General features: G+C 67.0%; 21 protein-coding genes. 12 read left to right on the top strand and 9 right to left on the bottom strand.

The annotated features are described in order from the left end of the window. The first annotated feature begins 174 nt into the window (after positions 1-174). From ABZ803_RS16115 to ABZ803_RS16100, 4 genes are all read left to right on the top strand, one after another. Positions 175-477 carry a DUF5666 domain-containing protein gene (locus tag ABZ803_RS16115; RefSeq protein ID WP_357037993.1) on the top strand — a complete coding sequence of 101 codons (303 nt, stop codon included), beginning with the start codon at positions 175-177 and terminating at the stop codon, positions 475-477. Positions 478-541: 64 nt separating this feature from the next. Continuing rightward, complete coding sequence (locus tag ABZ803_RS16110; protein WP_357037990.1) at positions 542-1,063, top strand: GyrI-like domain-containing protein; 522 nt, start codon at positions 542-544, stop codon at positions 1,061-1,063. A gap of 238 nt (positions 1,064-1,301) precedes the next feature. Beyond that, positions 1,302-2,726 carry a WGR domain-containing protein gene (locus tag ABZ803_RS16105; RefSeq protein ID WP_357037987.1) on the top strand — a complete coding sequence of 475 codons (1,425 nt, stop codon included), beginning with the start codon at positions 1,302-1,304 and terminating at the stop codon, positions 2,724-2,726. 571 nt (positions 2,727-3,297) lie between these two features. After that, positions 3,298-5,493 (top strand): elongation factor G-like protein EF-G2, encoded by a 2,196-nt coding sequence (locus ABZ803_RS16100; protein WP_357037984.1) that lies wholly within the window; start codon positions 3,298-3,300, stop codon positions 5,491-5,493. A 5-nt stretch (positions 5,494-5,498) separates the two neighbouring features. On the opposite strand, the gene ABZ803_RS16095 is transcribed toward ABZ803_RS16100, so the two are convergent. The 3 genes from ABZ803_RS16095 to ABZ803_RS16085 are packed head-to-tail and all read right to left on the bottom strand — an operon-like array spanning position 5,499 to position 10,046. Then, complete coding sequence (locus tag ABZ803_RS16095; RefSeq protein ID WP_357037981.1) at positions 5,499-7,634, bottom strand: hypothetical protein; 2,136 nt, start codon at positions 7,632-7,634, stop codon at positions 5,499-5,501. Next, positions 7,634-9,661 carry a type VII secretion target gene (locus tag ABZ803_RS16090; protein ID WP_357037978.1) on the bottom strand — a complete coding sequence of 676 codons (2,028 nt, stop codon included), beginning with the start codon at positions 9,659-9,661 and terminating at the stop codon, positions 7,634-7,636. The genes ABZ803_RS16095 and ABZ803_RS16090 overlap by 1 nt, the downstream gene beginning before the upstream one ends. Before the next feature lie 34 nt (positions 9,662-9,695). After that, positions 9,696-10,046, bottom strand: coding sequence for a hypothetical protein (locus ABZ803_RS16085; RefSeq protein WP_357037975.1), 351 nt, complete (start codon positions 10,044-10,046; stop codon positions 9,696-9,698). A gap of 422 nt (positions 10,047-10,468) precedes the next feature. Between ABZ803_RS16085 and ABZ803_RS16080 the strand changes: the two genes are divergently transcribed. Together ABZ803_RS16080 and ABZ803_RS16075 are read left to right on the top strand one after the other, a co-directional pair. Then, positions 10,469-11,665 carry an FAD-binding protein gene (locus ABZ803_RS16080; RefSeq protein WP_357037972.1) on the top strand — a complete coding sequence of 399 codons (1,197 nt, stop codon included), beginning with the start codon at positions 10,469-10,471 and terminating at the stop codon, positions 11,663-11,665. A gap of 111 nt (positions 11,666-11,776) precedes the next feature. Further along, positions 11,777-12,763: a hypothetical protein gene (locus ABZ803_RS16075; RefSeq protein WP_357037969.1), complete on the top strand. Its 987-nt coding sequence runs from the start codon at positions 11,777-11,779 to the stop codon at positions 12,761-12,763. A gap of 721 nt (positions 12,764-13,484) precedes the next feature. Here ABZ803_RS16075 and glnA read toward each other — a convergent pair. Continuing rightward, positions 13,485-14,921, bottom strand: coding sequence for a type I glutamate--ammonia ligase (gene glnA, locus ABZ803_RS16070; RefSeq protein WP_062976621.1), 1,437 nt, complete (start codon positions 14,919-14,921; stop codon positions 13,485-13,487). A 252-nt stretch (positions 14,922-15,173) separates the two neighbouring features. Between glnA and ABZ803_RS16065 the strand changes: the two genes are divergently transcribed. Further along, on the top strand, positions 15,174-15,629 hold the full coding sequence (locus ABZ803_RS16065; protein ID WP_357037965.1) for an RDD family protein: 456 nt from the start codon (positions 15,174-15,176) through the stop codon (positions 15,627-15,629). Between the two features lie 111 nt (positions 15,630-15,740). Here ABZ803_RS16065 and ABZ803_RS16060 read toward each other — a convergent pair whose 3' ends face one another. From ABZ803_RS16060 to ABZ803_RS16050, 3 genes are all read right to left on the bottom strand, one after another. Beyond that, the gene (locus ABZ803_RS16060; protein ID WP_063049043.1) at positions 15,741-16,475 is read right to left on the bottom strand and encodes a DUF4191 domain-containing protein; all 735 of its coding nucleotides are present in this window, start codon (positions 16,473-16,475) and stop codon (positions 15,741-15,743) included. A gap of 61 nt (positions 16,476-16,536) precedes the next feature. Then, positions 16,537-16,980 (bottom strand): hypothetical protein, encoded by a 444-nt coding sequence (locus tag ABZ803_RS16055; RefSeq protein WP_040865775.1) that lies wholly within the window; start codon positions 16,978-16,980, stop codon positions 16,537-16,539. Positions 16,981-17,009: 29 nt separating this feature from the next. Continuing rightward, positions 17,010-17,330: a hypothetical protein gene (locus ABZ803_RS16050; protein WP_357037961.1), complete on the bottom strand. Its 321-nt coding sequence runs from the start codon at positions 17,328-17,330 to the stop codon at positions 17,010-17,012. Between the two features lie 316 nt (positions 17,331-17,646). On the opposite strand from ABZ803_RS16050, the gene ABZ803_RS16045 reads away from it, so the two are divergent. Genes ABZ803_RS16045 through ABZ803_RS16030 form a run of 4 tightly spaced genes read left to right on the top strand, consistent with a single transcriptional unit; the run spans position 17,647 to position 22,027 of the window. Further along, the gene (locus ABZ803_RS16045; RefSeq protein ID WP_357037958.1) at positions 17,647-19,314 is read left to right on the top strand and encodes a CocE/NonD family hydrolase; all 1,668 of its coding nucleotides are present in this window, start codon (positions 17,647-17,649) and stop codon (positions 19,312-19,314) included. Then, on the top strand, positions 19,311-20,681 hold the full coding sequence (locus tag ABZ803_RS16040) for a M20 family peptidase (protein ID WP_357037955.1): 1,371 nt from the start codon (positions 19,311-19,313) through the stop codon (positions 20,679-20,681). Before ABZ803_RS16045 ends, ABZ803_RS16040 begins: the two co-directional genes overlap by 4 nt. Beyond that, positions 20,678-21,565, top strand: coding sequence for a lysophospholipase (locus ABZ803_RS16035; RefSeq protein WP_357037952.1), 888 nt, complete (start codon positions 20,678-20,680; stop codon positions 21,563-21,565). Before ABZ803_RS16040 ends, ABZ803_RS16035 begins: the two co-directional genes overlap by 4 nt. Positions 21,566-21,574: 9 nt before the next feature. After that, positions 21,575-22,027: a 6,7-dimethyl-8-ribityllumazine synthase gene (locus ABZ803_RS16030; protein ID WP_040865773.1), complete on the top strand. Its 453-nt coding sequence runs from the start codon at positions 21,575-21,577 to the stop codon at positions 22,025-22,027. Between the two features lie 3 nt (positions 22,028-22,030). Here the strand turns inward: ABZ803_RS16030 and ABZ803_RS16025 are convergent, their stop codons facing one another. Continuing rightward, a complete protein-coding gene (locus ABZ803_RS16025) occupies positions 22,031-23,470 on the bottom strand; it encodes a metallopeptidase (RefSeq protein ID WP_357037948.1) in 1,440 nt (479 codons plus the stop codon). Positions 23,471-23,622: 152 nt separating this feature from the next. Next, positions 23,623-24,567, bottom strand: a complete 945-nt coding sequence (locus tag ABZ803_RS16020) for an endonuclease/exonuclease/phosphatase family protein (protein WP_357037945.1) — start codon at positions 24,565-24,567, stop codon at positions 23,623-23,625. Between the two features lie 110 nt (positions 24,568-24,677). Here ABZ803_RS16020 and ABZ803_RS16015 point away from each other — a divergent pair, with 110 nt between their 5' ends. Beyond that, on the top strand, positions 24,678-25,001 hold the full coding sequence (locus ABZ803_RS16015; protein WP_357037942.1) for a hypothetical protein: 324 nt from the start codon (positions 24,678-24,680) through the stop codon (positions 24,999-25,001). Positions 25,002-25,043: the final 42 nt, after the last annotated feature.

Below are 25,043 nucleotides of genomic sequence, written 5' to 3'. Positions count from 1 at the left end.
GAGCCGCATCGGCTGCACAGTACGGGAGCGGCCGCATTCGTCGGGCTCTGCATCGGCATGGTGATCTTGGTGGTGTCCGGATGCCTATTCGTCGGCGGCCCAACGGAAACGGCGTCATCGACGACTACATCGGCCCGCACCAGCGCCCCGAGCACCTCGCCACCTTCGTCCACCGTGCGCGCGACGACGCCTTCGGTCCCCGCTCCCGCTCCCCCTGCCGGCCGCTCGGGCATCGGGATCACCTTCGGGAAGGTCACCGCCAACGACGGCACGACCATGGTGGTGCGCAACGCGTTCACCAGCAACAGCGTCAAGGTCCGTACCGACACCGGCACCAAGGTGCAGGTTCTGCTCGCCAAGCGGGCGACCGAGATACGCGTGGGCGCCCTGGTCGCCGTCTACGGGCGGCAATACGCCGACGGTGTGATCGTTGCCGATGTCATCACCGGGATCTCGATCGGCACCCTGCCCAAGTGATTTCGGCGGATCGGACCGGACCGATCGCGGAGCGGTTGGCCGTCGCCGCGGCGAACGCGCGCCGTTGGTCACCGTGCTGCGGGCGCGGGTAACGCCATGCAAGCCGCGATTGCCGAAAGCGCTCGCAGCAAGCGAAACGTGGAGCGCCACCAGTATCGACCACTTCGCTCCCGCCGAGTGGCCGGCCTATGACATCGGGTCCAGCCACATCGATCGCATCGAACCAAGGATGACCATGGCCATTACCTCGTACCACGGAACTTTCTATACCGAGAGCCCGGAAATCATCGAACAGATACTGAGATCGTGGCTGTCGAAGAACGATCTGCAGATGAAGCCGCATCGCGGGTTCCAGATGCACTACGAGACCGACGGATTCGAACTCTATTGTTACGATGCCGGCGGCCCGGAAGCGCCTTTCTACTTCCTTCTCGAAGGCCGCATCGAGGACGCACCCGATACTGCTACTACTCGGCTTCGAGACCTTGCAGATCTCTCCAGGAACGCAGGTCTCGAATTCAGCATCGACTACGAACAAGTCGATTCCGAGGGAAATCCTCTGAGCGCCGAGAAGACGATCAGCTGATCAGGGCAGACTTGCAACTCCCCAGCAGACCGCGAGCGAGGGCCTGGGGAGCTACGTGCTGAACGCCCGAACAGGAGTAGGACTGCCAACGCGCGCCTCGCGCAGGGCCCGCGGCCGTCGGCTGTCCTACCGGCGCCGGTCGGACGCTTGCCCTGCGATGCAGCGAGGACCCGCTGAATGTCGGTGCCTCTTGCTAACTTTCGTTTCGTTCTGATCTGACGAAAACAGGCGAGGCGCTATGACAATCGGGGGAACCACCTATCTCGAACTGTCCGAGGACAGTGGTACCGCGCACAAGTTCTACGAGGTGATCGTCGCGGGCACCCAAGTGAGCGTCCGTTTCGGCCGCATCGGCGAGCAGGGGCAGACGAAGGTCAGTTCGTTCGCCACCGAGGAGAAGGCGCGGGCGGCCGCGGCGAAGAAGGTGGGCGAGAAGGTGCGGAAGGGCTACGCGCCCGCCGTGATGGGGGCGCGGGGCAGACGCCCGGTGACCAGGCGGGCGATCAGCAGCGGCCGCTCGACCGCGAAGGCCGCGCCCGTGCTGTGGAGTTTCGACTCCGGCGCCGCCGCCTTCGGCATCTTCGTCGACGAGCGCCGCTGCTGGATGGGCAACGAGAGCGGTGACGTGTTCACCCTGACCCCGGACGGCGTGGTCACCGGCCGGTACCGCCTGCCCGACGCCGTCAAATGCATTGTGGCCGACGATTTCTGGATCTACGCCGGATGCGACGACGGCCGGGTCTACGACTTGTCGGGCAAGGTGCCGCGGGCGGCTTACGATATCGCTGCCGATGTCGACATCTACTGGCTCGACATCCACGACGGCATCCTCGGCGTCTCCGACCGCCAAGGCGGCATCACCGTGATCGATTACGAGGAAGAGTCGCTGTGGACCCGGCGCAGCACCGGCGATTCGGGCTGGATGGTGCGCATCGACGCGCACGGCGTCTACCACGGGCATTCCGCGGGCGTCACCAAATACAACCTGGACAGCGGGAATCCCCTGTGGCAGGCGGGCACCGGAGGAGACGTCCTGTTCGGCTGGCAGGAATCCGACGCCGTCTACGCGGGCACCTCCCGCAACCAGGTCCGCATGGTGACCAAGAGCGGCCGGGCCGAGCACATCTACCAGTGCGATGCCGCGGTCTTCTCCTGCGCCACCTCGCCGGACGGCCGTTACGTCTTCGCCGGTGACAACTACTCCTCGGTGTACTGCTTCGACGCCGCGGGCAACCGCGTGTGGAAACTGGCCACCGGCTGCGGTTCGGCCTATTCCATGCAGTACCACGACGAGAAGCTGTACCTCGTCACCACGACCGGCACGCTGGCCTGTCTCGACGTCGGCGAAGCCGCCATCCGCGATGCCGAGCAGGGCGTGCTGCCTCAGACGGTGTCGGTCAAAGCCCCCGAGATCTCCGCGGTGGTGCCCAGCGACACCGTCGAGATAACTTCCGACGCGGGCACCGGCGTCATCGTGGAATGCGTGAACCACGGGAGTTCCCTGCGCGTGCGTGTCGTCTCCCCCGGATTCCACCAGGGATGGAATGTGCAGTTTCCCAAAGACATTCGCCGCGCCGGTGCCCGCTACGTGGTCGACGGCATCGCCGAGTCGGCACGCGGCGGCTTCTACCGCGTCCGCGGCGACATCCGTCGGCTGTCCTGATCGCACTCCGCATCAGGTCCTCGCGAGAGCGTTCTTCACACATCGTGTGCGGAGAACGTCTCCGGTGGCATCACGGCTTCCCGCGGGCTCGGCGGAGTGGCTCGCTGGTCGCCCTCGCGGCGAACGCGGGATCGCTCGGGACTACGAGCGCGGGCTAGCGACCGAGCGACACTGATGGCGGCAGACGCTCGACCCGGCGGTTCCGGCGGCGGTGAAGCCACCGCGGCTCGCAGACGACGCGGCCCCGGAGTTGATCGCGTGTGGCACCGGCCCTTTGCTTCGGTCACGACGGTGACCGAGCTGACCGCCACCGAGCCCGGTCAGCGCATCGCGACCGTGACGTCCACCGGGCCGGAAAACCGGATACCGAGCATCGTGCCGTTCGTCTCGCGAGAGGGTTCCTGGTCTATCGCCCCGGGCCGGGCCTGCGCGACGATCCGCGCCGCCGGCGAGCGCTCCCCCGGCCTGCGCATTCGACCGCATACACCCCTGATCTGCCGATTCGTCGGCGGAACGCCACGCCCGGTGGGAAGGTGGATGCACGGCAGGTGTCGGCAAAGGAGCGAGACACATGGTGGAAAAGACCAACGGAGCTGCCGCGGGCAACGGCGGCGTGGTGACCGCGGACCGGCCCGAGCAGATCCGCAATGTCGTCCTGGTCGGGCACAGCGGGTCGGGCAAGACCACGCTCGTCGACGCCATGGCGCTCACCGCGCGGGCGGTCAACCGAGCCGGACGGGTGGAGGACGGCACCTCGCTGTCGGACTACGACGAGATCGAGCATCGCCAGCACCGGTCGGTGCAGCTGTCGGTCGTGCCGGTGGCATGGGCCGGGATGAAGGTCAACTTGGTCGACACACCCGGATACGCGGACTTCGTCGGCGAGCTGCGGGCGGGGCTGCGTGCGGCCGACGCGGCGCTGTTCGTCATCTCGGCGGCCGAGGGCGCGGACGGAATCTCGGGTGCGACCAGGGCGCTGTGGGAGGAGTGCGCCGCGGTCGGGATGCCGCGCGCGATCGTGATCACCCACCTGGACACGGCGCGCGACGAGTTCGACGTGATGACCGAGACCTGCCGGACGGTGCTGGGCGGCGGATCGTCGGAGAACATCCTGCCGCTGCATCTGCCCGTGTACGGCCCGAAGAACCCGGACGGCCACCGGCCGGTCACCGGCATGGTGGAGCTGCTGCCGCACTGCGTGGGCGACTACTCCTCCGGGGAGGAGGTGCAGGGCGACCCTTCGCCCGATCAGGTGCCCGCTCTGGAGGAAGCGCGCAACCGTCTCATCGAGGGCATCATCGCGGAGAGCGAAGACGAGACCCTCATGGAGCGCTATCTCGAGGGCGAGGAGATCAGCCTGGCGACGCTGGTCGCCGACCTGGAGCGCGCGGTCGCCCGCGGCAGCTTCCACCCCGTGCTATTCGCCGCGCCCGCGCCGGAGGGCGCCAAGCAAGGCCTGGGGACGGTCGAGCTGCTCGAGTTGATCACCGGCGGCTTTCCGACACCCGCCGAGCACGCCATCACCGCCAGCAACGGCGCCGAACCGCATCCGCTGCGCTGCGACCCGGACGGAGAGCTGGCCGCGGAGGTCATCCGCACCGCCTCCGACCCGTACGTCGGGCGGGTGTGTATGGTCCGCGTCTTCTCCGGCACCTTGCACGCCGACGACACGGTGCACGTCAGCGGACACGGCCTGGAGGATCGCGGCCACGAGAGTCACGAGCTGGACGAGCGGGTCGGCGCGATCTCGGCACCCTTCGGCAAGCAGCAACGCCCGCTGCGGCAGGCGATCGCGGGCGACATCGCCTACGTCACCAAACTAGGTCACGCCGAAACCGGCGACACGCTGTCGTCCACCGACAGCCCCTTGCGGATCGAGCCGTGGCCGATGCCGGACCCGTTGCTGCCCATCGCCATTCGCGCGCACAGCAAGGCCGACGAGGACAAGCTCTCCCAAAGTCTTGCCCGCCTGGCCGCCGAAGATCCGGCACTGCGACTCGAGCACAACGCGCAGACCCATCAGCTGGTGCTCTGGTGTCTCGGCGAAGCGCATCGCGACGTCGCCCTGGAACGGTTGCGGACCCGGTTCGGCGTGCAGGTCGACGTGACCGATCACCAGGTGGCGTTGCGGGAGACGTTCGCGGGCAAGGCCACCGGACGCGGCAGGCACGTCAAACAGTCCGGCGGCCACGGGCAATACGCGGTGTGCGAGATCGAGGTCGAACCGCTGCCCGAAGGGGCCGGGATCGAGTTCGTGGACAAAGTGGTCGGTGGAGTTGTTCCGCGCCAATTCATTCCGTCGGTGGAGAAGGGCGTCCGAGCACAGGCCTCCCGCGGGTTGACCGCCGGATATCCCCTCGTGGACGTGCGCGTCACCCTGTTCGACGGCAAAGCCCACTCCGTCGACTCCTCCGACGCCGCGTTCCAGACCGCAGGCTCCCTCGCCCTGCGCGAGGCAGCGGCGGCCGCGGGGATCAGAGTGCTGGAGCCGCTCGCCGAAGTCTGGGTACTGGTCTCCGACGACTACGTCGGCCCGGTCCTCAGCGACCTGTCCAGCCGTCGCGGCCGCGTCCTCGGCACCGAGCCGCACGGCACCGGCCGCACCCGCGTCCACGCCGAGGTCCCCGAACTCGAACTCAGCCGCTACGCCATCGACCTGCGCTCGATCTCGCACGGCACCGGCGATTTCACCCGCACCTATGCCCGCCACGAACCGATGCCGAACCAAATCGCCGCGTCGGTGCGCGGGGAGAAGGCGCGCGCGTAGCCTGCTCAGACCTGCGGTGGTGGACCGACGGGAGGCGGACCGGACGGTTGCGCCGTGCTCAGCGTCGGCGGAGGCGGCGCCGTAGCTCCGGGATCGGCGGTATTGGAACCTGTGTCCAGGCCCGTCGGGTGGATGTAGCCGGTGAAATACCCATATTTTTCTGTCAAGGGGGGGTTGTTGGGATCCAACGGAATCAGCTTGCCGCCGTCCAGGACGAAAAGTCCGTCCATTCCGTTCGGATTCCGCACAACCAGCGCACTGAATTTCTCCCACTGAAGAATATCGCCCGTCTTCAGCTCACCGGGTCCATTGACAACCGCGGGCGGATGCTCTGCGGTGATCTCACCCGCCGTTCCCTTGTATGCGGATACCGCGTCGAGAGCGGTGTTCTGCGTCTGCTTCTGCAAAGCCTCCGCGACGGGCGGCGACGCATTCACCATCGTATCCCCGATTCGGACTCCCGGCGTCATGCCCGGGGTCGTCACCGCAGGCGGAGTGCCCGCGGACGTCGGCGCTGTCACGCCAGGAGGAGCCGTCTGCTGGACCGCTTGATTCGCAGTAACCGGCTGGGCATTGCGGTTGCGCTCCCGCTCCCGCTCCCGGTCCCGGTCCTCGCGCCGCTCCGCGGCGCGGTCGTAGGCCCGGTCGTCGTCGGGCTGACGATTACCCTGATTCATCATCCCGCTCATGGCGCTCATCATCGCCATTTGCTGCATCGCATTGGCCATACCGTTGTCGCCGGTGTTGCTCGCGGGCGCGACGCTGCCGGTATTCGCGCCGGTGTTCGTACCCGTCGTCCCCGCTCCGGTCCCGGTCTGCAACCCTGCCGGAGTAACGCCCGGGTACGCGCCCGACGAGGACGTATCCACACTGCCGCTGTCGGAGATCGGCTGGGTGCCCGTGCCCGTCTCGGTCGCCGAGGGGTCGGTAGAACCATCGATCAGGTCGTCGTAGGTGGAACTCCAGTCGTCGTTCGTGGTGCCAGTCTGCTGCGTTGTCGAATTACCCGTTGTGGTCGGCGGCACGTAGGTGTTGTTGTTGCCGTTGTTGGGATTGCCCGTGTTGCTATTGTTGTTTGCGTTGTTATTATTGGCGTTGTTGTTGTTCGAATTATTATTATTATTATTGTTGTTGTTGTGATTGTCGTCGTTCTCGTGGTCGATATCATCGGCCTTCTTCTGGAACTCTGTGGTCGCTTCCGCGTATTTCTTATCCCAGTCCTCCGCAGCCGTGTCGATAGATCTTACGTAGTACCTCTGCTCCGCCTCTGCGGTCAAATAGAATTTGTTGTATCCTTCACTGTCCTTGTCGGTGTTCTTCTCGTATACCGGCACCTGAACCACGTTCTCGGGGCGCCCCCCCGAGCTCTCGGTGATCTGATTACCGGTATGCGTGGTGTTGGTCGGCTCGTACTTCAGATCCGCTACGAGATCATCCTTGATACGGACAAGCTCGCGAAAGGTGTCATCTTTGATGACCTTGGTGTCGAACGTATCGAATTTGACGTCCTTGTGTGAATCCTTGTACGCCGTCTTCCGCTTCTCCAGCCGCTCACCCAGCTCCCCGTGCTGCTTTTTGATCTCCGACCAGCCGTCGCCGGAGGTGATGTGCTCGTCATCGAGCACGTTGGTGAAGTCGGGCGCGTCCTTCGGATTACGAATTCCGAGCGTATCGAATCCCCACTGCATCGTGAACTCGGTGTCCTTGATCAACGCCACCAACTGCGCGCTGGCACCCTTGGGAATCGGCAGTTTCACCGGCTCCGCGTGTTTACCCTCGTCCTCATCGGGTAGATCGTCCAATTTCCAATCGTTCGCGAACTGAGGCGTCTCCGCCGTCTGCTCGGCCGTACGCTTGGTGTTGACGTAATCTTTCGGGTCTCCGGAGTTGAGAGCATAGATCAGATCTTTGTATTTAGGGTCGTTCCGGAGGCCCTCATCGGCATCTTCGCCGATATTTCTTCGCACGTCGTCGTCAAGCTTGTTGAATGCCTTCTCGAAATCGCCGGAACTCAGTCCCGCCAAAGCCTCCAACACTTTTTTGTCTTCGTCATTCGCGAAATTCGTGTTGCCGTCGTAGTACCCGACGTAGTTTTCCTTGTTGACCAGGTCGACGGCGTCTTGCACCTCTTTGTCGCCCATCAGACTCTCCTCTGCTCGCTGGAGCCCTCGGACTCCGCCGGACCTCTCAGCAACTCGTCGATAGCCGGGGGAGGCCCGTCGAGGTGGATGGAGCCAACGTTGGTGAAACCGCCGCCATGGTTCCGAGGTCCGACATCGCGGGCAACCTCGACGTCCGGAACTGCCGGCCTTCGCGCCTGCGCCGCCACTACCCTTGCTGCCGCTGGGAACAGCGGATGCTCCGTTATCTGGCCGTAGCTGTAGAGCGCATCGCGCAACGTCTGCCGGTCAGCTTCTCCCGCGGCGAGTAACAGCAACAATTCGTCGGCACGGCGCTCGAAAACCATGTCGCGCAGCGCTTCCTTGCCGGATGTGTCCGGAAGGATGCCGCCGACGGGAATGTGGGACACGTCCATCTGCTGCGACCGCAGTGCCGCCGCCGCTGCGTCATCGGCGGCGCGGATCTGTTCCCACCAGTTCGCAGGGATGGGCAGATCGGCGTGCAGTGCGTCGAGGATGCGTTGCCGCTGTGCCCGACGGGCGGAGATCTTCGCATCGACGCTGGGTACGGCGGTACGCACCTGGACATCCGCCGCGCGCGCCAACTCGATGCACATGGCTCGAACTTCCGTCGCGGGCACCGTCGCCGCCTGGCGTAGCAACTCGGCCGAGCCGCCGAGGGCGAGCCGGTCGACCAAGCCGACACCGGGCGAGGTGAGGTCTACGGCGGACTCGGCCGCCGGCACCCAGCCCTCTATGGCGACATCGTCTCCGAGGACTGCGTACAACTCAGGGGCGATCGCCGCGGACGACACCAGGGCGCTGAGCCGGACACTTCTACGGCGCATCATCAAGCCGAACTCGGCGAGCATCCGAGCCGGGTCGGCAGTTCCTTCCAATGCCCCGATAGCATTTCGGACCGCGCCATCCAAAACGGCGTCCCAACTCCACGGTAGAGCGACCTCCGACGGCAAGAACAGTCCGGGAGGCAACCAGCCACGGCCCTCGGTGCTGGTCAACAGAACCACAGGCCCGATGGGAGTTCGCCCCACCGCGACCGCCCACTCCAGACCACGGGCGGAATCAGCAACGGCGGCAAGAGTTCCTGCGAGAAGGTTACGGGCGAGCACCAAGTCGTCCCCAACCTGCTCACCTACCACGAATGACGGCAACCCTCGCCTGTCCTCGGCTGCATGGACCGCTGCCGCGAGCGGACCAGAAACCAGTGGTGGAGGCATCGTCGGGGCGATACCTCCTGCGACAGCTGCCGGGAAAGGGCCCGTCGCCAAGGGCGGAGGCATCCCACCGGCCAAGCCTGCGGCACCGTTCGCATCGGTGCCCACCGCACCATTCGCGTCCAAGCCGCTGCTCGTGGCATCTCCGATCTCATCGGCCGAACCTCCGATACGAGTCGTATCGTCGGACGGAACGGCGGAGACATCGATGACGCCGGACTCCGGAATGACGACCGAGACCGGCGTCATCCCGGTCGGAACGGTAGCTGCGGGGTAAGCGGCATCGTCGGCCCGCGGTGCCGATGCGACGGGTGGCGGAGGCACCTGGTCGGAGCGGCCGGTCTCGGGGAGCACGCCCGGGGCGTCGGGAGTCGTGACGGGAGACCGCACCGGCTGGTCGCCGTTCGACCTCGGGGTGTCCGGACCGGTATCTTGTTGCGTTCCCAGGCGATCCGGAGGCGTGCCTATAGCAGGACCGCCCGCCGGGGCTTCTCTACCGAAACCATCACCGGCATGGCCGATCTGATGTTTTCCTGCCTGATCGCCGTCCTCGAGTGCGGTTGCCGCGGCGAGCAAATCGTCTCGCGTCCGCTCATGGTTGGCAGCAAGACGTTCCGCGTTGTCGTGGCGCCTCTGATAGTAATCCTGCAGCGCGCCTCGCACCGGGTCGGCAATTGCGCCGTACTTGGAGGGGAATTCGGCAAGCCAGTCCCGCGGGATTTCGCCCCACTTCCGGATGTCCGCAGCGGCCCGATCGTGCTGCTCGGCGATCCTGCGCAGCTGATCCGGCTCGACATCCAGATAGTTGGGCATGCTCGGTCGATCCCTCCCGCCAGCTAGTTCAGGTTCATTGTTCCGCCTTCCCAAAGTTGGGAACCTGCTGGTCCGACGTGTTTCCAGCCCGCCGTTCCCGCATGACCTCCGAGAGTGGCCTCGGCAGATTGTGCGGGTCGTTCATGGCGATGGTGTACTGCCGCCGCGCATCCTCGGTGCTCTCGCCGATGGCAGCCATGATCTCGGCGGCCAGCTCCCGACTGTCGAACCTCGCGCAGGTTCCTGGAGCCAGATACAGGTCTCGCAATCTTCCTGTGGCGTCGATCTCGGGAATGACCAGGCCGCTCGGGGACGGGCGACGCGCGACGATCTCGTCGGCCCGCTCGCGCACCTCGGCGATGCGGTGCCGCAACTCCCGCGCCAAGCCGAGTGCGGCACGTACGTCAGGGTGGATGTCTCTCATAAATCCTCTCATCCGCCGGCAAAACGCTCGCCCGCTCGGCAACCAGCCGACGAACGCGCCTGTTCACCAGTCGCGATGCCGTCGACGAGCGTCCGGCCACGTCGAGTGCCACTTGCCCTACAGGGTGCGGCATTCCCTACTTTCGAACAAACGCTTCTCGACACTACTTGCGCGAGGGCCACCAGCAGCGAATTGCTCCCCACGGCGGGAAGGAACCATACTCGAGTGCCAGAGGTTTCCCGAAGGCAATGCCATGAGTTTTCGCGAGGTCCCCCATCGACGAGTTCGCCACCGACTTCGGCGGGCTGCGGCGCGCCGTCCCGACGGCCGTGCATCGAATGCCCGCGGCGTTTCCGTCGGCATTGCTCGGCTCCGGTCGGCCGTTGACGCTGCGCGGTGCGGGTCATTCCTGTGACGGCCAGACCGTCACCGCTGGTGAACTGCTCGTGACCTACGCACCGGACACCGCAGCCGCGCAAGTGCGGGATCTCGGCCAGGGCCTTTTCGAGGTGCCCGCCGGGATGAGCTGGCACCGCCTGGAGCGATATCTGCACCACCGCGGCAGGGCTGCGCCGGTACTACCCAACTACCTGCACATGTCTGTGGGCGGCACCCTTTCGGTCGGCGGGGCCGGGGTCGATTCGGCGCGCTACGGCATGCAGGTCGATCATGTGGAGCGGGTCCAGCTGATCGACGGAACGGGAAGCAGCCGCTGGTGCTCTCGTCACGACCATCCGGAGCTGTTCCGGTTCGCCCTCGGCGGGCTCGGCATGGCGGGACTCATCGAACGGGTGGTGCTGCGCACGGTGCCGCACCATCGCTACATTCACGTACACCACGCACGCCACGCCACACTGACAGAACTGGCCGAGCACACCGAACAGATAGCCCAGCGCGACGATGTCGACATCTACCGAGCGTCGCTGCGCCGTGGCAGGCTCGCCTCCATCACCGGATGGCGTGGCAGCGAGTCCACCCGCTGTCACGCCGAGAAGTGCGTGACGCTACCCAATCTGCCGCACGCGGGGGACATCGACGTTGCGGAGACTCACGCCCCAGCCTCTGATCAGGTGCAACTCTGGACTGATTACGTCGTGCCCGCAGGACGGTTCGCGCCGATGCTCGCGGCCGTCGAGGCCCTACTGCACCGAGAACCGCTGAACCGCGTGCACATGATGTTGTATATCCTGATCTTGCGCCGCCCCCTCGACGCAACACCGTTCGCCTTCATACCGGTCCGCACCGCCCCCGTTTCGATCGGACTGGGCGTTTACACGTCGTTCAACAAAGACCCGGCCGTCGCCGCGGCTATCCGTGCGGTGTTTCGCGGCCTCCTGGAACGCTGTTGCGACCTGGGCGGACGTCCGTACCTCTATGGCGCCAACGACCTCGATGACTCGCTGGCGAATCGGCTCTATGGAGCCGAGTTGGTTCGGCTCGCACAACTACGCTCCTTGCACCGACTCGAACACGTCAACGCCCACCTCCCGCTGGTGAGGGCCGGACGCGTCGCTGACCCCAGCGCCAAGAGACATCCCCAGGATTGGGAATATGAGTGCGCCGGAACCCGACCGATCTGAGACAGACTGCGGATTCGGGCACAACCCCGATCCATAGCCCTCGAACGTGACAACCACCGGAGAATCCTGACGACCGTGATGGGTGCAGCTGCCGGAGAATTCCTGGTCGAGTTGGCCGAGCGGCTGGCCGTGCCTTGTGACCCAGCGCCGATCCACGCCATGCTGGAACGTGCCTGCGGAGGGCAACTGGATTCACGCAGATCGGATGGACGCCGGGCCAGCACACTGACCACGTCCGGTATTCCGTTCGAAGCCAGCGTTTCCGGTGGTTGCGGGGAGCTCGCACCCGCCCTTCGGTATGTCACCGAGACCGCGACGCAGGAGACGGAGTTCGCCTCCCGCGTCTCCGCCCAACTCGCCGCGATCCCTGATCTCGTCGCTTGGTTGCCGAATGGCGACGAGTCGGTCTCCGACATGCTGCGATCCTTTGTCGCGACGTTGTATCCCGAACCCGCGCGAGTTTCTGCGCGCCATCGCTTCGCCACGTGGCTCGGGGTCGTTCATCATGCCGGAGCGCCGAATCACGCGGCCCGTCTCAAGATCTACGGCAACCTGAAACTGGTGCCGGGGGCGCTGCACAGGTTGTGCGAACTGTGGCCCGGGTTCGTGGGATTGGTGTCCGTACCCGAGGGCGAGAAGCTCATCAAACCTGTTGGTGCGGCAATCGAGGTGGACGCGCTCGGCAACGTGAACCACAAGGTCTACCTGAGGGCCCGACCCCACGACGTCGGCGTGCCGATGAAACTGGTCCGGTACTTCGGCGATGCGGCATGGGAAGTACTGTCCGAGCTTGTTCGGTGCGGCGTTGACGCGGCCGAACTCCACGAACACGACTTCATGGTTTGCTGTGCACGCAGTACCGGCGCTCCTGAATTCGGGCTCTACTTGGCCCCGAGGCAAGACGACGAACTGACCAGGATCGTGCGCGAACTCGCGTCCCGCCACCACGGCACCACCCACGGCGTCGACGCACTATCCCTCGCAGCAGACGCGTGTGGCGCGACTTGGCGTTACTCGCTGGTCGGAATGGGCTTCTCCGCCGACCGTGGGATCGACAAACTGAACGTCTACGGGATCCCGGCCTGGAGTGCCGCGTAAGTCATCCAGGACGCCTATTCGTTTCGGCGGAACGTGAGGTATATCCCGTTGTCGGTGACTCCGTTCTTCGTACCTGGTGCGATCGACATGAGTGTCCAGCCTTCGAGTTCCATCTGGTTCATGAGCCTGGTCGCGTTCGGCACATCGTGAATCCCGTGGTTCGGGAGGTGGTCAGACACCCAGAGCATCCTGTACATGAGGGTGCATAGTAGAAGGCACGCGTCTGGGTCTGCTCGGTTTCGAACTTCCTACGACTGACCCCAGCCAGGCCCATGCGCGACGCCGGCCAGGAAACTGAAGACGGATGGTTCCGAGGCCCCGATCCTGTTGTCGTCGGCTGTTCAGCAACGTCCCGGAGAGGCGTATCCGCACCGACGACGAAGGCAATTCGGTACCGCCCTCGCAGACCGATCGCGCACACCGGGCGGTACGCGGGAATGTCGTCGGCCTTCCCGAGTGGTTCGGATTTCAGGACCTGCGCCATTACCTGGCGTCGCTGCAGATTGCGAACGAGGCGAACATCGAGGTGGTTCAGGCCAGGATGCGGCACTCGACGGCGAAGACGACGCTCGACACGTACGGGCATCTGTGGCCGGATACGGACGAGTCCACCCGTCGCGTGATCGCTGCTGTGATCACGGAACGGATGGACTCGTTGCCGTCTACTGCGTATGAACTGCGTACGAAACGGGCCGAATAGGCCTATTCCCGCAGGTCAGGCTTACACGTCGAAGTACAGCTCGAACTCGTACGGGTGCGGCCGCAGGTTCACCGGGGCGATCTCGCCCTCGCGCTTGAGGGTGATCCAGGTCTCGATCAGGTCCTCGGTGAAGACGTTGCCTTCGGTGAGGTAGTCGTGGTCCTGCTCGAGGCGGTCGATGACCGACGCCAGGCTGGTGGGGGCCTGGGGGATGTTCTTGGCCTCCTCCGGCGGGAGCTCGTAGAGGTCCTTGTCGACCGGGGCCAGCGGCTCGATCTTCTTCTTGATGCCGTCCAGGCCCGCCATCAGCATGGCGGCGAAGGCCAGGTACGGGTTGCCCGAGGAGTCCGGTGCGCGGAACTCGATGCGCTTGGCCTTCGGGTTGTTGCCGGTGACCGGGATGCGGACCGCGGCGGAGCGGTTGCGCTGCGAGTACACCAGGTTGATGGGGGCCTCGTAGCCCGGCACCAGACGGTGGTAGGAGTTCACGGTCGGGTTGGTGAACGCCAGCAGCGACGGCGCGTGGTGCAGGATGCCGCCGATGTAGTGGCGGGCGATGTCGGACAGGCCACCGTAGCCGGCCTCGTCGTGGAACAGCGGCTTGCCGTCCTTCCACAGCGACTGGTGCGCGTGCATGCCCGAGCCGTTGTCACCGAAGAGGGGCTTCGGCATGAAGGTGACGGTCTTGCCCTCGGCCCACGCGGTGTTCTTCACGATGTACTTGAACAGCTGCAGGTCGTCGGCCGCGCCGAGCAGGGTGTTGAACCGGTAGTTGATCTCGGCCTGACCGGCGGTGCCGACCTCGTGGTGGCCACGCTCGAGCTCGAAGCCCGCGTTCTGCAGGTTGGTCGCGATCTTGTCGCGCAGGTCGACGTAGTGGTCGTACGGCGCGACGGGGAAGTAACCGCCCTTGTTGCGCACCTTGTAGCCGCGGTTCAGAGTGCCGTCCGGGTTGAACTCGGCACCGGTGTTCCAGGAACCGGAGACCGATTCGATCTCGTAGAAGGCGCCGTTCATGGACGAGTCGTAGCGGATCGAGTCGAAGATGTAGAACTCCGCCTCGGCGCCGAAGTACGCGGTGTCGGCGATACCGGTGGAGCGCAGGTACTCCTCCGCCTTGCGCGCGATGTTGCGCGGGTCGCGGGAGTAGGCCTCACGGGTGAACGGGTCGTGCACGAAGAAGTTGAGGTTCAGCGTCTTGGCGGCGCGGAACGGGTCGACGCGCGCGGTGGAGAAGTCGGGCAGCAGGAGCATGTCCGACTCGTCGATGGACTGGAACCCACGAACGGAGGAGCCGTCGAACGCTAGCCCTTCCTCGGCGAGGTCGGTGGTGAAGGCCTTCCCCGGGATCGAGAAGTGCTGCTGCACACCGGGCAGGTCGCTGAACCGGATGTCGACGTACTCGATGTCCTCATCAGCGATGAATTTGATGACCTCGTCGGCCGTGCTGAACGTCACTTGTTCTCCTTACGGATCGGTTCCCAGCCAGTGTCGCTTGCATGGGTTCGTCGCGACCAGACGCTATGGATGCCGTGTTTCCCCGTAGTCAAGGATGTGTTTCGCCGGTGTTACACGTGCGTCTGACCGCGTGGTGCTGACCACCCGGACTCGACTTGCATGGTAGTCCTGCCCCCGCCGACGTGCTCGCCGACGCTGAACTCCGCTTATGCGATCCCGGGCGCCGGTCCGGTCGCGCCTATTCTGGGGGGCATGGCACGCATCACCGGCTCCTGGCTCTCCGGACCCCCGGCCGACTCCGGCGGGTCGGCAACCCCCGAGTACTCGGGTGCCGAACTCGGCCTGCCGAAGACCGGGGCGGGCTCGCTGGCCGGTATGGGGCGCCGCATCGCCGCCCTGTTCGTGGACTGGATGATCGCGCTCGGCATCGCGGCGCTGATCGTGCGCGGCAGTTCGGCGTCGAGTGTGACGTTGCTCATCTGGTTCGTCATCGGCGTCGGCGCGGTCACGCTGTTCGGGTTCACACCGGGGCAGTATTTCCTGCGGTTGCGGACGGTGCGCATCGACGCGGACGCGCCGGTCGGGTTCGTGCGGGCGCTGGCCAGGCAGGTCCTGCTGCTGTTCGTGGTGCCCGCGCTGTTCACCGACGCCGACGGGCGCGGCATGCACGACCGAGCGACCGGCACGGCGCTGGTGCGTTCACGCTGATCGCCGGTTTCGGCCGGTAGCGCGAACCCGGCTCGGCTCGAGCCATGTCCTCGGGACGATCACAGTCGAAAGGCCCGCGCCCCCGGACGCGGGCCTTTCGACCGAGCAGGATCAGCGGCGGCGGATGGTCCGCTGCACGCCGCGCATCTTGGCGCCCGCGGGCATCGGCCCCTTCGGCAGGGCGGGCCCGCCGCGCGCGCTGAGGGCGGACAACCGGCCTTCGATGAGGTCCATCCGCTTGGTGTCGATGTTGCGCGGCAGCTTGGTGAGGTAGCGCTGCAGGTCCTTGAGCGGAACCTGGCCCTCGTCGTTCCCGATGACGACGTCGTAGATCGGGGTATCGCCGATCAGCCGGGCGGTGCGCTTCTTCTCCTGGGCGAGCAGCGACTTGACCCGTTGCGGGGAGCCTTCGGCGACCAGCACCACGCCGGGCAGGCCGATCACCCGGTGCACCGCGTCCAACTGGGTGGTGGCGGCGATGCCGTTGCTCACCCGCCACTTGCCCTGGAGGTTGTCCAGCACCCAGGCCGCGGCGCCCGCCTGGCCCTCGGCCTTGCGGTAGACGCTCTTCTGCACCCGCCTGCCGAAGATGATGAACGCCACCAGCGCTCCCAGCACCACGCCCAGCGGAACCAGGAACCAGGTCAGCCCGAAGACGAGGCCGATCACGACGAAGACGGCGGTGATGCCGACCAAGGCGCCGATCATCAGCGGCAGCAGCAGCTTGTCTTCCTTGCGCTGCATCTGGAACGCCTGCCACAGCTGTTTGCGGCGTTCTCTCGACTGCTGCTTGCGGGCCGCTTTCGCCGCGGCCTTCGCTTCCTTGGTGGGCTTGCCTGCTGCCATGTCTCTCAGGATAGTGCCCAGGTAGTCGCGGCTTTGCCGTGGGACAGCGGCCTGGTCGGTTCTACCCGCGCCGGGCGATCGGGCCGAGCACCGTGAGATCCAGGTCGCCCGATGCCTCGGTCCAGCCCATCGCGCGCAACTCGACCGGGGTCGCCACCCCGAGGGCGTCGCGCAGGCCGACGACGACCGAGCGGGCGAACTCGACCAGGCTGTTCGGCGCGATGGGCCAGAACAGGGTCCTGGTCCAGTTGTCCGCGTCGCGCCGCACCACGGGCTCGTGCCAGCCCAGTGCGCGTAGCTCCTGCGCGGCGGGCTCCGGTATGGGGTTGCTCAGGTAATGGTTCCCGGCCAGTTCAGCGGACAATTTGATGTCGTATTGGACAAATTGGACATAGCGATTTCCGGGGGCGGCGATGATCAGGGTCGCCCGCGAGGGCAACTCCGAAAGACAGTGCGCCAACGCTTGCACGAACTGTTCCCAGTCCGCGGTAGCCGGCTCGTTCATTCTTCCCCCGGGTATTCGCACTGGCATGATCATACGCCGAGCCCATCGGACACCGGATGGATTACCTTGTGCCACCGATGAGTTGGACCGAGCCATAGCCGTTCGCCATGGCCTGCCTCGACATCACGCCGCCGCTGTCGCGTCTCCTCCACCCACGTGACCTGCCCATATCGCCGGAACACCGGCACGCTCGGCTTGCCGCTCGCCGGACGCAATGCCCAGGCCGCGCCCACCCGGGCCGCGAAAGATCCCGGGTAGAAATGATGGACGACCGCCGATCCGTGCGCGATATGCGAGACGAATGCACCGGTGAGTTCGAAAAATGCACCGGCACAGGCCCATTCCTTCACCGCCGGATACTGGTGGCGCGATCGCCATCGCGCCGAGAATCTCCGAATTCCGAGAATGGTCCGCGCATGCGCCGGTTATCCCGGCTCGATGTTCTCCGCCATCGTCCACTCCTTCCCAGGCCCTGATGTGCGGATGGCGGTCACTTCGGCCACGGCGTTATCGGCACGACCGCCGAAGGCCTGCGTGTGACAACCGCGAATCCGCACGCCGGAGGCCGCCGGATGCGGGTCCGCCCGGGAACGGCGGATGGCGTCCGCCCGGCGACCACCCTGGTTCCGGGGGCTGGACGGCTGTCCGGGCAGACTCGATAGTCCTATGGTGACCGAACGAGCCGTCCTGTCGCGTGCCGTGTGCGGCCTGCTGTTGCTGCTGGCCGCGTTCACTCCGGTGACCGCCGCCGCCGAGCCGCTGCCGGTGCCCTATCAGTGGAAGCAGACGTTCATCGACGGCAAGGACGGCACCCGGCTGCACGCGGACATCCTGCGCCCGGCGGGTGTCTCCGACGACACGCGCACACCGGTGATCCTCACCGTCAGCCCGTATCGCGCGCACCTGGCGTACCTGAGTGAGCCGCGCGTGACCGGGGGCCCGTCCACCGACAATCTCACCGCCGAATTGTTCCTCAACGCGGGCTACACCTACGTGATCGTCGACCTGCGCGGGTTCGGCGGCTCCGATGGTTGCCCGGACTTCGGCGGCCCCGGGGAACGCGCCGACGTCGCCGCCGCCGTGGAGTGGGCGGCGGCTCAGCCTTGGTCCACCGGGAAGGTCGGGTTGTTCGGCACGTCCTACGAAGCATGGACCGGACTCATGGGCTCGGCCGCGGCCCCGGAGGGCCTCGCCGCGGTGGGCGCGTTCGAGCCGGTCGTCGACCCGTACTCCTACCTGTACATGCAGGGCGTCTCGTGGAAGTTCTCCGGCAAGCCGATCACCGAGAGTGGTGTGCGGCCCGCCGACTTCGCGGGGCTGGAACACCTGCTCATCGCGTCGACCCCACCGCGCCCGGAGGACTCCGGCGAATACCAGGCGAACGCGACGCAATTGCCGTGGCAGTGCTATCGGCAGTACCTGGCCGAGATCGGCGACCACAATCCGGACAGCGCCTTCTGGCGCGACCGCGATCTCGTCGCGCGACTGCGCGGCAACACGATCCCGCTGTTCCTCGGTCAGGGCTTCGTCGACTACAACACCCGGGCCTACCGAGTGTTCGACCTGTGGAACGGCCTCGGGCCCGGCGAGCACCGGGCCTGGTTCGGTCAGTGGGGACACCGCACCTGCCACGACAAATGCGGCACACCCCACTTCGACACCGAGTTGCTCGCGTTCTTCGACAAGCACGTCGCGGGTCGTGACGTGGTGGTTCCCGGACCGCGGATCACCGTCGGCCAATTCGACGGCCGCTGGCGCGCGGAGACCGCGTGGCCGCCCGCCGACGCGCGGCGCGTCCCGGTGGAGCTTCGAACCGGCGAGTACACCGACCGGGGCCTGATCCCCGGGCCCGACCGGGAACTGTGGTCGATCTCCGCGCCGCTGACCTGGGACCAGCACCTGTCCGGCATCCCCACCGCCACCCTGCGGCTGAGCGGCCCGGCGAGCGCGACGGTCGCGGTCGAGCTCTACGACATCGCACCCGACCTGCGCGCGACCGTGATCACCCGCGGGATCGCCCCCGTCCGCGACGTCGCCGAGGTCCGCTTGCTGGCTCAGGATTGGCCGATCGCGGCCGGTCACCGCATCGGCGTGCGGGTCACCGACGTGGTCGACGACGTGTGGTCGCACTCCCCCGCCTTCGCCTCGGTCGCGGTGACCTCCGCGCGCGTCGAACTGCCCCTGCTGGCCGGAACACGCCGTCCCGATCTGCCGGGTGGACTCACCGAAGGCATCGTGAAGTGGCGAAACGAGAAGACGATCGCCCTGGACCCGAGCATGTTGAACAATGCAACGGTGCCCATGAATCTGCCCGAGCGCACCGGTGACCGATGACAGAACCGGTCGACGACCTGACCGCCGAACGCCTCGCCGCCGCGCTGCGGTGCGCGACGGTGTCCACCGACGACCCGCGGGACGCCGACAGCGCTGCGTTCGAACGCCTCGACGCGCACCTGCGGGCATCCTTCCCCCGGGTGCACGCCGAACTCGAATTGCGACGGTTCGCGCACAGCAGGCTCTACCGCTGGCCGGGCGTCGAACCGGACCGGGTGGCCGCCATCCTGCTCGCCCACCAGGACGTGGTGCCGGTGGACGACCTCGAGCGCTGGACCCATCCGCCGTTCGCCGGCGTGGTCGACGAGGAATACATCTGGGGCCGTGGCGCGATCGACGACAAGAGCCGGGTGCTGGCCATCCTGGAGGCGGTCGAGTCCGCGCTCGCCGCCGGCCTGCGGCCACGGCACACCGTGTACCTGGCCTTCGGGCACGACGAGGAGGTCTTCGGCGGCGACGGCGCCGAGCGAATGGCCGGCCACCTGCGACAGGCGGGCGTGCGCGCGGATCTGCTGCTGGACGAGGGCGGTGTGATCACCTCGGGCATCGTCGACGGCGTGCACCAGCCGGTGGCGACGATCATGCTCGGCGAGAAGGGCTACGCGACGGTGCGGTTGTCGGTCACCGAGGTGGGCGGGCATTCGTCCATGCCGGGCAAGCAGACGGCGGTCGGCCGGATCGCGCGAGCCGTTGCCCGCATCCAGGACAATCCGATGCCACTGCGCCTCACGCCGGTGATCGCGGACATGCTGGCCAGGATGCGCCAGGTCATGCCGGGCCCGCGGCGGCGGCTGCTCGGCCTGGCGGGCGTCGCCGCGCCGGTGATCACCCGGGTGATGGCGGCCCAGCCACAGACCGAGGCGATGGTGCGCACCACCACGGCGCCGACGGTGATCCGCGGCGGCGTGCGGGCGAACGTGCTGCCCCAGCGGGCCGAGGCCATGGTGAACTTCCGCATCCTGCCCGGCGATACGGTCGCCTCGGTGCTTGCGCACTGCCGGAAAGTGGTGCGCGACAAAGGGATCGATTTCGAGCTGATCGGTATGTCGTCGGAGCCGTCGCGGATCACGGAGCCCGGCCCCGCCTTCGAGCTGATCGCCGGTATCGCCCGTGCCGTCGTCCCCGGTATCGCGGTGACCACCGGCATCGTTCCCGGCGCGACCGACTCCAGGCACTACGACGACTTGGCGGGCACCCGGTGCAATTTCGCGCCGATCGTGCTGGAGGCGGGCGACCTGGCCTCGATCCACGGAACCGACGAGCGCCTCTCCCGCGTGAACTACGCTCGACTCATCGAGTTCAACCGGCGGCTGATCGAGCATTTCGCGACGGTCGGCGCGCCAGAAACGTCAGGAGCCCAGGCATGACGACCGAGCCGACGGCGGGCGACGCCACGCCCACCGAGCCGCCCGCGATCCGCACCGAGTCCGGTGAGTTCGACGGAGCAGACGGCGCGGTCGCCTGGCGCGCGTGGCTGCCGGAGGGCGCCGCGCGGGGCGTGATCGTCCTGGTGCACGGCGTGGCCGAGCATTCCGGCCGCTACGCCCACGTCGGCCTGCGGCTGGTCGGCGCGGGTTTCGCGGTCTACGCTCTCGACCACATCGGGCACGGGAAGTCCGCGGGCGGCAAGGCCAACATCGGCTCCATGGCGGCCGCCGCCGACAATGTCGCCGCCATGCTGGCCATCGCGAGCCGTGAGCAGCCCGGCGTGCCGCGCTTCGTGGTCGCGCACTCGATGGGCAGCCTGATCACCCTGTCTCTGGCCACCCGCGAGCCGATCGACGTCGCGGGCATCGTGCTGTCCGCCCCGCCGCTGGACATCCCGGTGGGCAATCCGGTGCAGCGCGGGCTGGCGCCGGTGTTGAGCCGGTTCACTCCGAATCTCGGTGTGCTGAAGCTGGATTCGTCGCAGATCAGCCGCGACCCGGCGGTGGTCGCGGCCTACGACAACGATCCGCTGGTCTACCGGGGCAAGCTGCCCGCCCGCACGGGCGCCGAGATGCTGAGCGCGACGGATACGGTCAAGCAGCGACTGGCGCGGCTCACCGCGCCCGTGCTGGTGCTGCACGGCACCGCCGACGCGATCGCCGCGCCGTCCAGCTCCGATCTCATCGAGCGCGGCGCGGGGTCGAAGGATCTCACGGTGATCCGCTACGAGGGCCTGTACCACGAGGTGTTCAACGAGCCCGAGCAGCAGAAGGTCCTCGACGACGTGGTCGGCTGGCTGGAAGCGCACCTTACCGGAAAGTAGTATCTCGACATGAGTACAACCGGATCCATCGCGTTCATCCGCGCCAGCTGGCACAGCTCGATCGTCGGCAAGGCCTACGAGGGCTTCCGCACCGAATACACCGACCTCGGTTTCGATCCCGCGGGCATCGACGTCTACGAGGTGCCGGGGGCCTTCGAGATCCCGCTGCACGCCAAGCGCCTCGCGCACTCCGGCCGGTACGCGGCGATCGTCGCGTCCGCGCTGGTGGTGGACGGCGGCATCTACCGGCACGACTTCGTGGCGTCGGCGGTGATCGACGGGCTGATGCGCGTGCAGCTGGACACCGACGTGCCGGTGTTCTCGGTCGTGCTCACCCCGCACCACTTCCACGAGCACAGCGAGCACGTCACGTACTTCACCGAGCACTTCCTGACCAAGGGCGCCGAGGCGGCCCGCGCGCTGGCGGGCACGCTCAGCTCGCTGCGGTCGCTGCCGGTGTAGCGCCTACCGGAACCGGGCCAGGCAGGCGCTTTCGCCGTCCAGGACGCCGGTGCGGAAAGCTTCCAGCCGCTGGTAGCCGCTCGGCACGACCTTGCCGTTCACATCAGCGGCCGCCGCGCCGTCGGCGAGCAGGCCGGAGACCGCTTCGTCCAGGTCGCCCGCGGACAGGTGCGGATCGCTGCCCGGCCGGCTCAGCATGGTGGTCACCACGCCGCTGAGGCAGGCGGTGCGCAGACCGGCCGTCTCCGCGCCGGTCAGCGACAGCTTGCGATCCTGTTGCACCGCGAGCACATACCGCGACACGAAGACGACGAACGCGTTGTAGTCGCCGTCCACCACCGCCGACAGCGGGTCGTCGCCCGCCATCGGTCCGCCGCGCCGGGCCAGGGCGGGGACGTCGGTGCCGATCCGGTTGGCGGCAGGGCAGTACGACACCGGCCGGGTGACGGTGACGTCCGAGCAGCCGCGACCGACACCGGAGTAGTCGAATTGCGGCGGCCGCGTAACCGGGAAGATCTCGGTCAGCGCCTGGCCGAGACTGGTCAGCGCGGCGGCATCCACCGGGAGCTGGGCCCGCTCCTCGCCGGGCTCGAAGGTGGTGGGCAGATTGCCGCGGCGCTGCGCGATCTCCTTCCTGGAGATCTTCTTGCATCCGTCGGCGCCGTCGGTGTAGCCGATCTGCACCGCGGTCACCCGCTCGAAGGCCGAGCCGTGCACGTTCTCCGGATCGTTCGGGTCCCGGTCGCGCACGGCCACCGTGGCGCCGAGCACGGCGTTGAGGCCGTCGGTGGTGTTGAGCGCGAAGTGCGCCGAATTCCCCTCGGCCACGTGGCGCAGGAAGACACCGGCGAGGCAATCGGCCTGCTGTTCCTGCACGAGCGGCGGGGTCAGCAGACCCGCCAGCTTCGCCTGCCCTTGGATGGCGTGCCCGTACTCGTGAGCCAGCACCATCACCACCGCCATCTCACCGTACTTCTGCACCAGTTTCGGCAGCAGGACGCCCCGATCCCAGCCGATGGTGTGGTCGCCGCCGCAGTAGGCGGCGTTCACCACCTGGTAGGTGTCGGACTTGCAGAACTTGACCGACTGGGCCTTCGGCGCCTTGGCGTCCCAGGAGATATACCTGGTCACCGGCTCGAGCGTGCCGGGGAAGTACTCGGGGTATTCGGTGGCCCAGAAGTCCTGAACGTCGGCGATGGCATTGAGGGCCAGCTTGTCCATCGCGCCGCCGTCGCCGTTCTCCGCCGTGAGCGGCGCGTCGGCCACGCCCTTGCGCGGGCCGTTCGGGCCTGCGGCCGTCATCGATCCAGCCAGCTCCCAGGTGTCGGCCGGCGGCGAGACATGCTGCGCCGCATGATTATTCGTTCCCACGGCGCAACCGGCGAGCACAGCGGTCACCACCGCGAGCACGGCCACCGCGCCGAATCGCCTGTTCTTCGTCATCGAACTCGCCTCCCCGAGTACCGCGTCTCGGGCCCGCCGAGCGCTCACATCGTAATCGCCGCGAACCGGCTTCGCGCATCATCGCGGCCACGGTTGTCGCCAGGCTTCGCAAGGCGCGCAACGTCTTCGCGCAGGTGGGTGCGAGCTCCCGGTCAGAGCAGGCGGATGCGAGAGACCAGCGCTCGATGATCCGAGCCGGGGATGGAGAGCGTCCGCAACTCCTCGGCCGTGGCGTCGGCCAGGAGGATGTGATCGATGCCGATCACCGGGCCCCAGACACGGTCCTCGGGAAAGGTGGGCAGCAGGCCCGCGCCGGTCTGGTCGGCGGCCGAGGCGAAGCGGCCGCGCAAGAGGTCACGATAGGCCGCGTGGTCGCGAGTCGCGTTGAAGTCGGCGCCCACGATGGCGGGACCTCGGTGCGCGTCGAGGATTTCGCGGGTTCTGCGCATTTCCGCTTGCCACGCCGGGAAATCGAACGGCGGCGGAACGGGATGGAACGCGAAGACGGTGATCGGCCCGCGCTCGGGGTGATCCATCGTCGCGGAGATGTTGTTGAGGATGTAGCCGTCGTATTTTCTGTTGTCGCGCAGCGGGTATCGGCTGTAGATGCCGGTGCCGCCACCGCCCTCGCGGGTGGGCTCGGTGTAGTGATAGGGCAATTCGCCGAGCAGGCCGGCGGCCGCCAGCCGCTCGACCGCGGCACCGGTCAATTCGTCGACCGTCAGCACGTCGACGTGGTTGTCCCGCACCGCGCGCACCACGGCGGCCGGATCGGCGCCGCCGAACAGCAGATTCGACTGCATGACGGTGAGCTGCGGACCGTTCGCGGCCCGCCCTTCCGGTACGAACGCGGGCACCAACGTCCACAGCACGGCCGCCGCCAGCACTCCGGCGACGGCCGCACTGCGCCACCCACGCGCGATCAGCAGCAACACCACACCCGCGATGGCGCCGATCATCAAGTACGTCGCCCCCGAGGCGAGCAGCACCAGCCCGCGCCGTTGCCACGCGCCGAAATGCAGCACGAGTCCGACGGCGCCCGCAGCGACAGCGCACCACCCCACACCGAGCAATGCCCGGCCCATCCATTCACGCATGTGGTCGAGCCTAGGCACGGTCCGCGAAGACGCGATGGAGCGCAGGTGGGCGTTCTGTGTGGTCCGTGCGGATTCCGGCCCGGCTACACTGGCTGACCACCGTCGACGACGTGACGAGGTCGAGGATGTACGTCGAGGAATTTTCCGCGCAGGGGCCGCTCACGGCCGAGATCGCCCAAGAGCTGGCCTGGATTCCGGGTGTCAGCCGTTCGTCCATCACCGTCAGCGGTAACGGGCGCAGTGTGCACGCGCCCGTCCTGCCGGTGGCCTGGGACGTCCTGCGGATCGACTCCGGCACCATGGTCACCGTCACGGCCGCGAACGGACTCGGTGACGAGGACCGGTTGGCGATCCGCCAGTTCGTCGACCGTTTCCAATCCTTGACCGGCGCTGCGAGCACCCCACCGCAAGGCGGCCTCGCCCACAGGCGTTGATGAGCCGGAATGCGAGCGAGCTTACGGCCACGACCTGTCCCG

The sequence above is a fragment of the Nocardia sp. NPDC047648 genome, assembly GCF_040642815.1.
In the GTDB taxonomy this organism is placed as follows: domain Bacteria; phylum Actinomycetota; class Actinomycetes; order Mycobacteriales; family Mycobacteriaceae; genus Nocardia; species Nocardia gamkensis.
Note: the sequence above shows the minus strand (reverse complement) of the source record. Positions and strands in the feature narration are given on the sequence as shown.

Coding starts and splice junctions, on each gene's coding strand:
- ABZ803_RS16105 (WP_357037987.1), top strand. CDS start 1,302: ATGACAATCGGGGGAACCACCTATCTCGAACTGTCCGAGGACAGTGGT.
- ABZ803_RS16100 (WP_357037984.1), top strand. CDS start 3,298: ATGGTGGAAAAGACCAACGGAGCTGCCGCGGGCAACGGCGGCGTGGTG.
- ABZ803_RS16095 (WP_357037981.1), bottom strand. CDS start 7,634: ATGGGCGACAAAGAGGTGCAAGACGCCGTCGACCTGGTCAACAAGGAA.
- ABZ803_RS16090 (WP_357037978.1), bottom strand. CDS start 9,661: ATGCCCAACTATCTGGATGTCGAGCCGGATCAGCTGCGCAGGATCGCC.
- ABZ803_RS16065 (WP_357037965.1), top strand. CDS start 15,174: ATGGCACGCATCACCGGCTCCTGGCTCTCCGGACCCCCGGCCGACTCC.
- ABZ803_RS16060 (WP_063049043.1), bottom strand. CDS start 16,475: ATGGCAGCAGGCAAGCCCACCAAGGAAGCGAAGGCCGCGGCGAAAGCG.
- ABZ803_RS16055 (WP_040865775.1), bottom strand. CDS start 16,980: ATGAACGAGCCGGCTACCGCGGACTGGGAACAGTTCGTGCAAGCGTTG.
- ABZ803_RS16045 (WP_357037958.1), top strand. CDS start 17,647: ATGGTGACCGAACGAGCCGTCCTGTCGCGTGCCGTGTGCGGCCTGCTG.
- ABZ803_RS16040 (WP_357037955.1), top strand. CDS start 19,311: ATGACAGAACCGGTCGACGACCTGACCGCCGAACGCCTCGCCGCCGCG.
- ABZ803_RS16035 (WP_357037952.1), top strand. CDS start 20,678: ATGACGACCGAGCCGACGGCGGGCGACGCCACGCCCACCGAGCCGCCC.
- ABZ803_RS16030 (WP_040865773.1), top strand. CDS start 21,575: ATGAGTACAACCGGATCCATCGCGTTCATCCGCGCCAGCTGGCACAGC.
- ABZ803_RS16025 (WP_357037948.1), bottom strand. CDS start 23,470: ATGACGAAGAACAGGCGATTCGGCGCGGTGGCCGTGCTCGCGGTGGTG.
- ABZ803_RS16020 (WP_357037945.1), bottom strand. CDS start 24,567: ATGCGTGAATGGATGGGCCGGGCATTGCTCGGTGTGGGGTGGTGCGCT.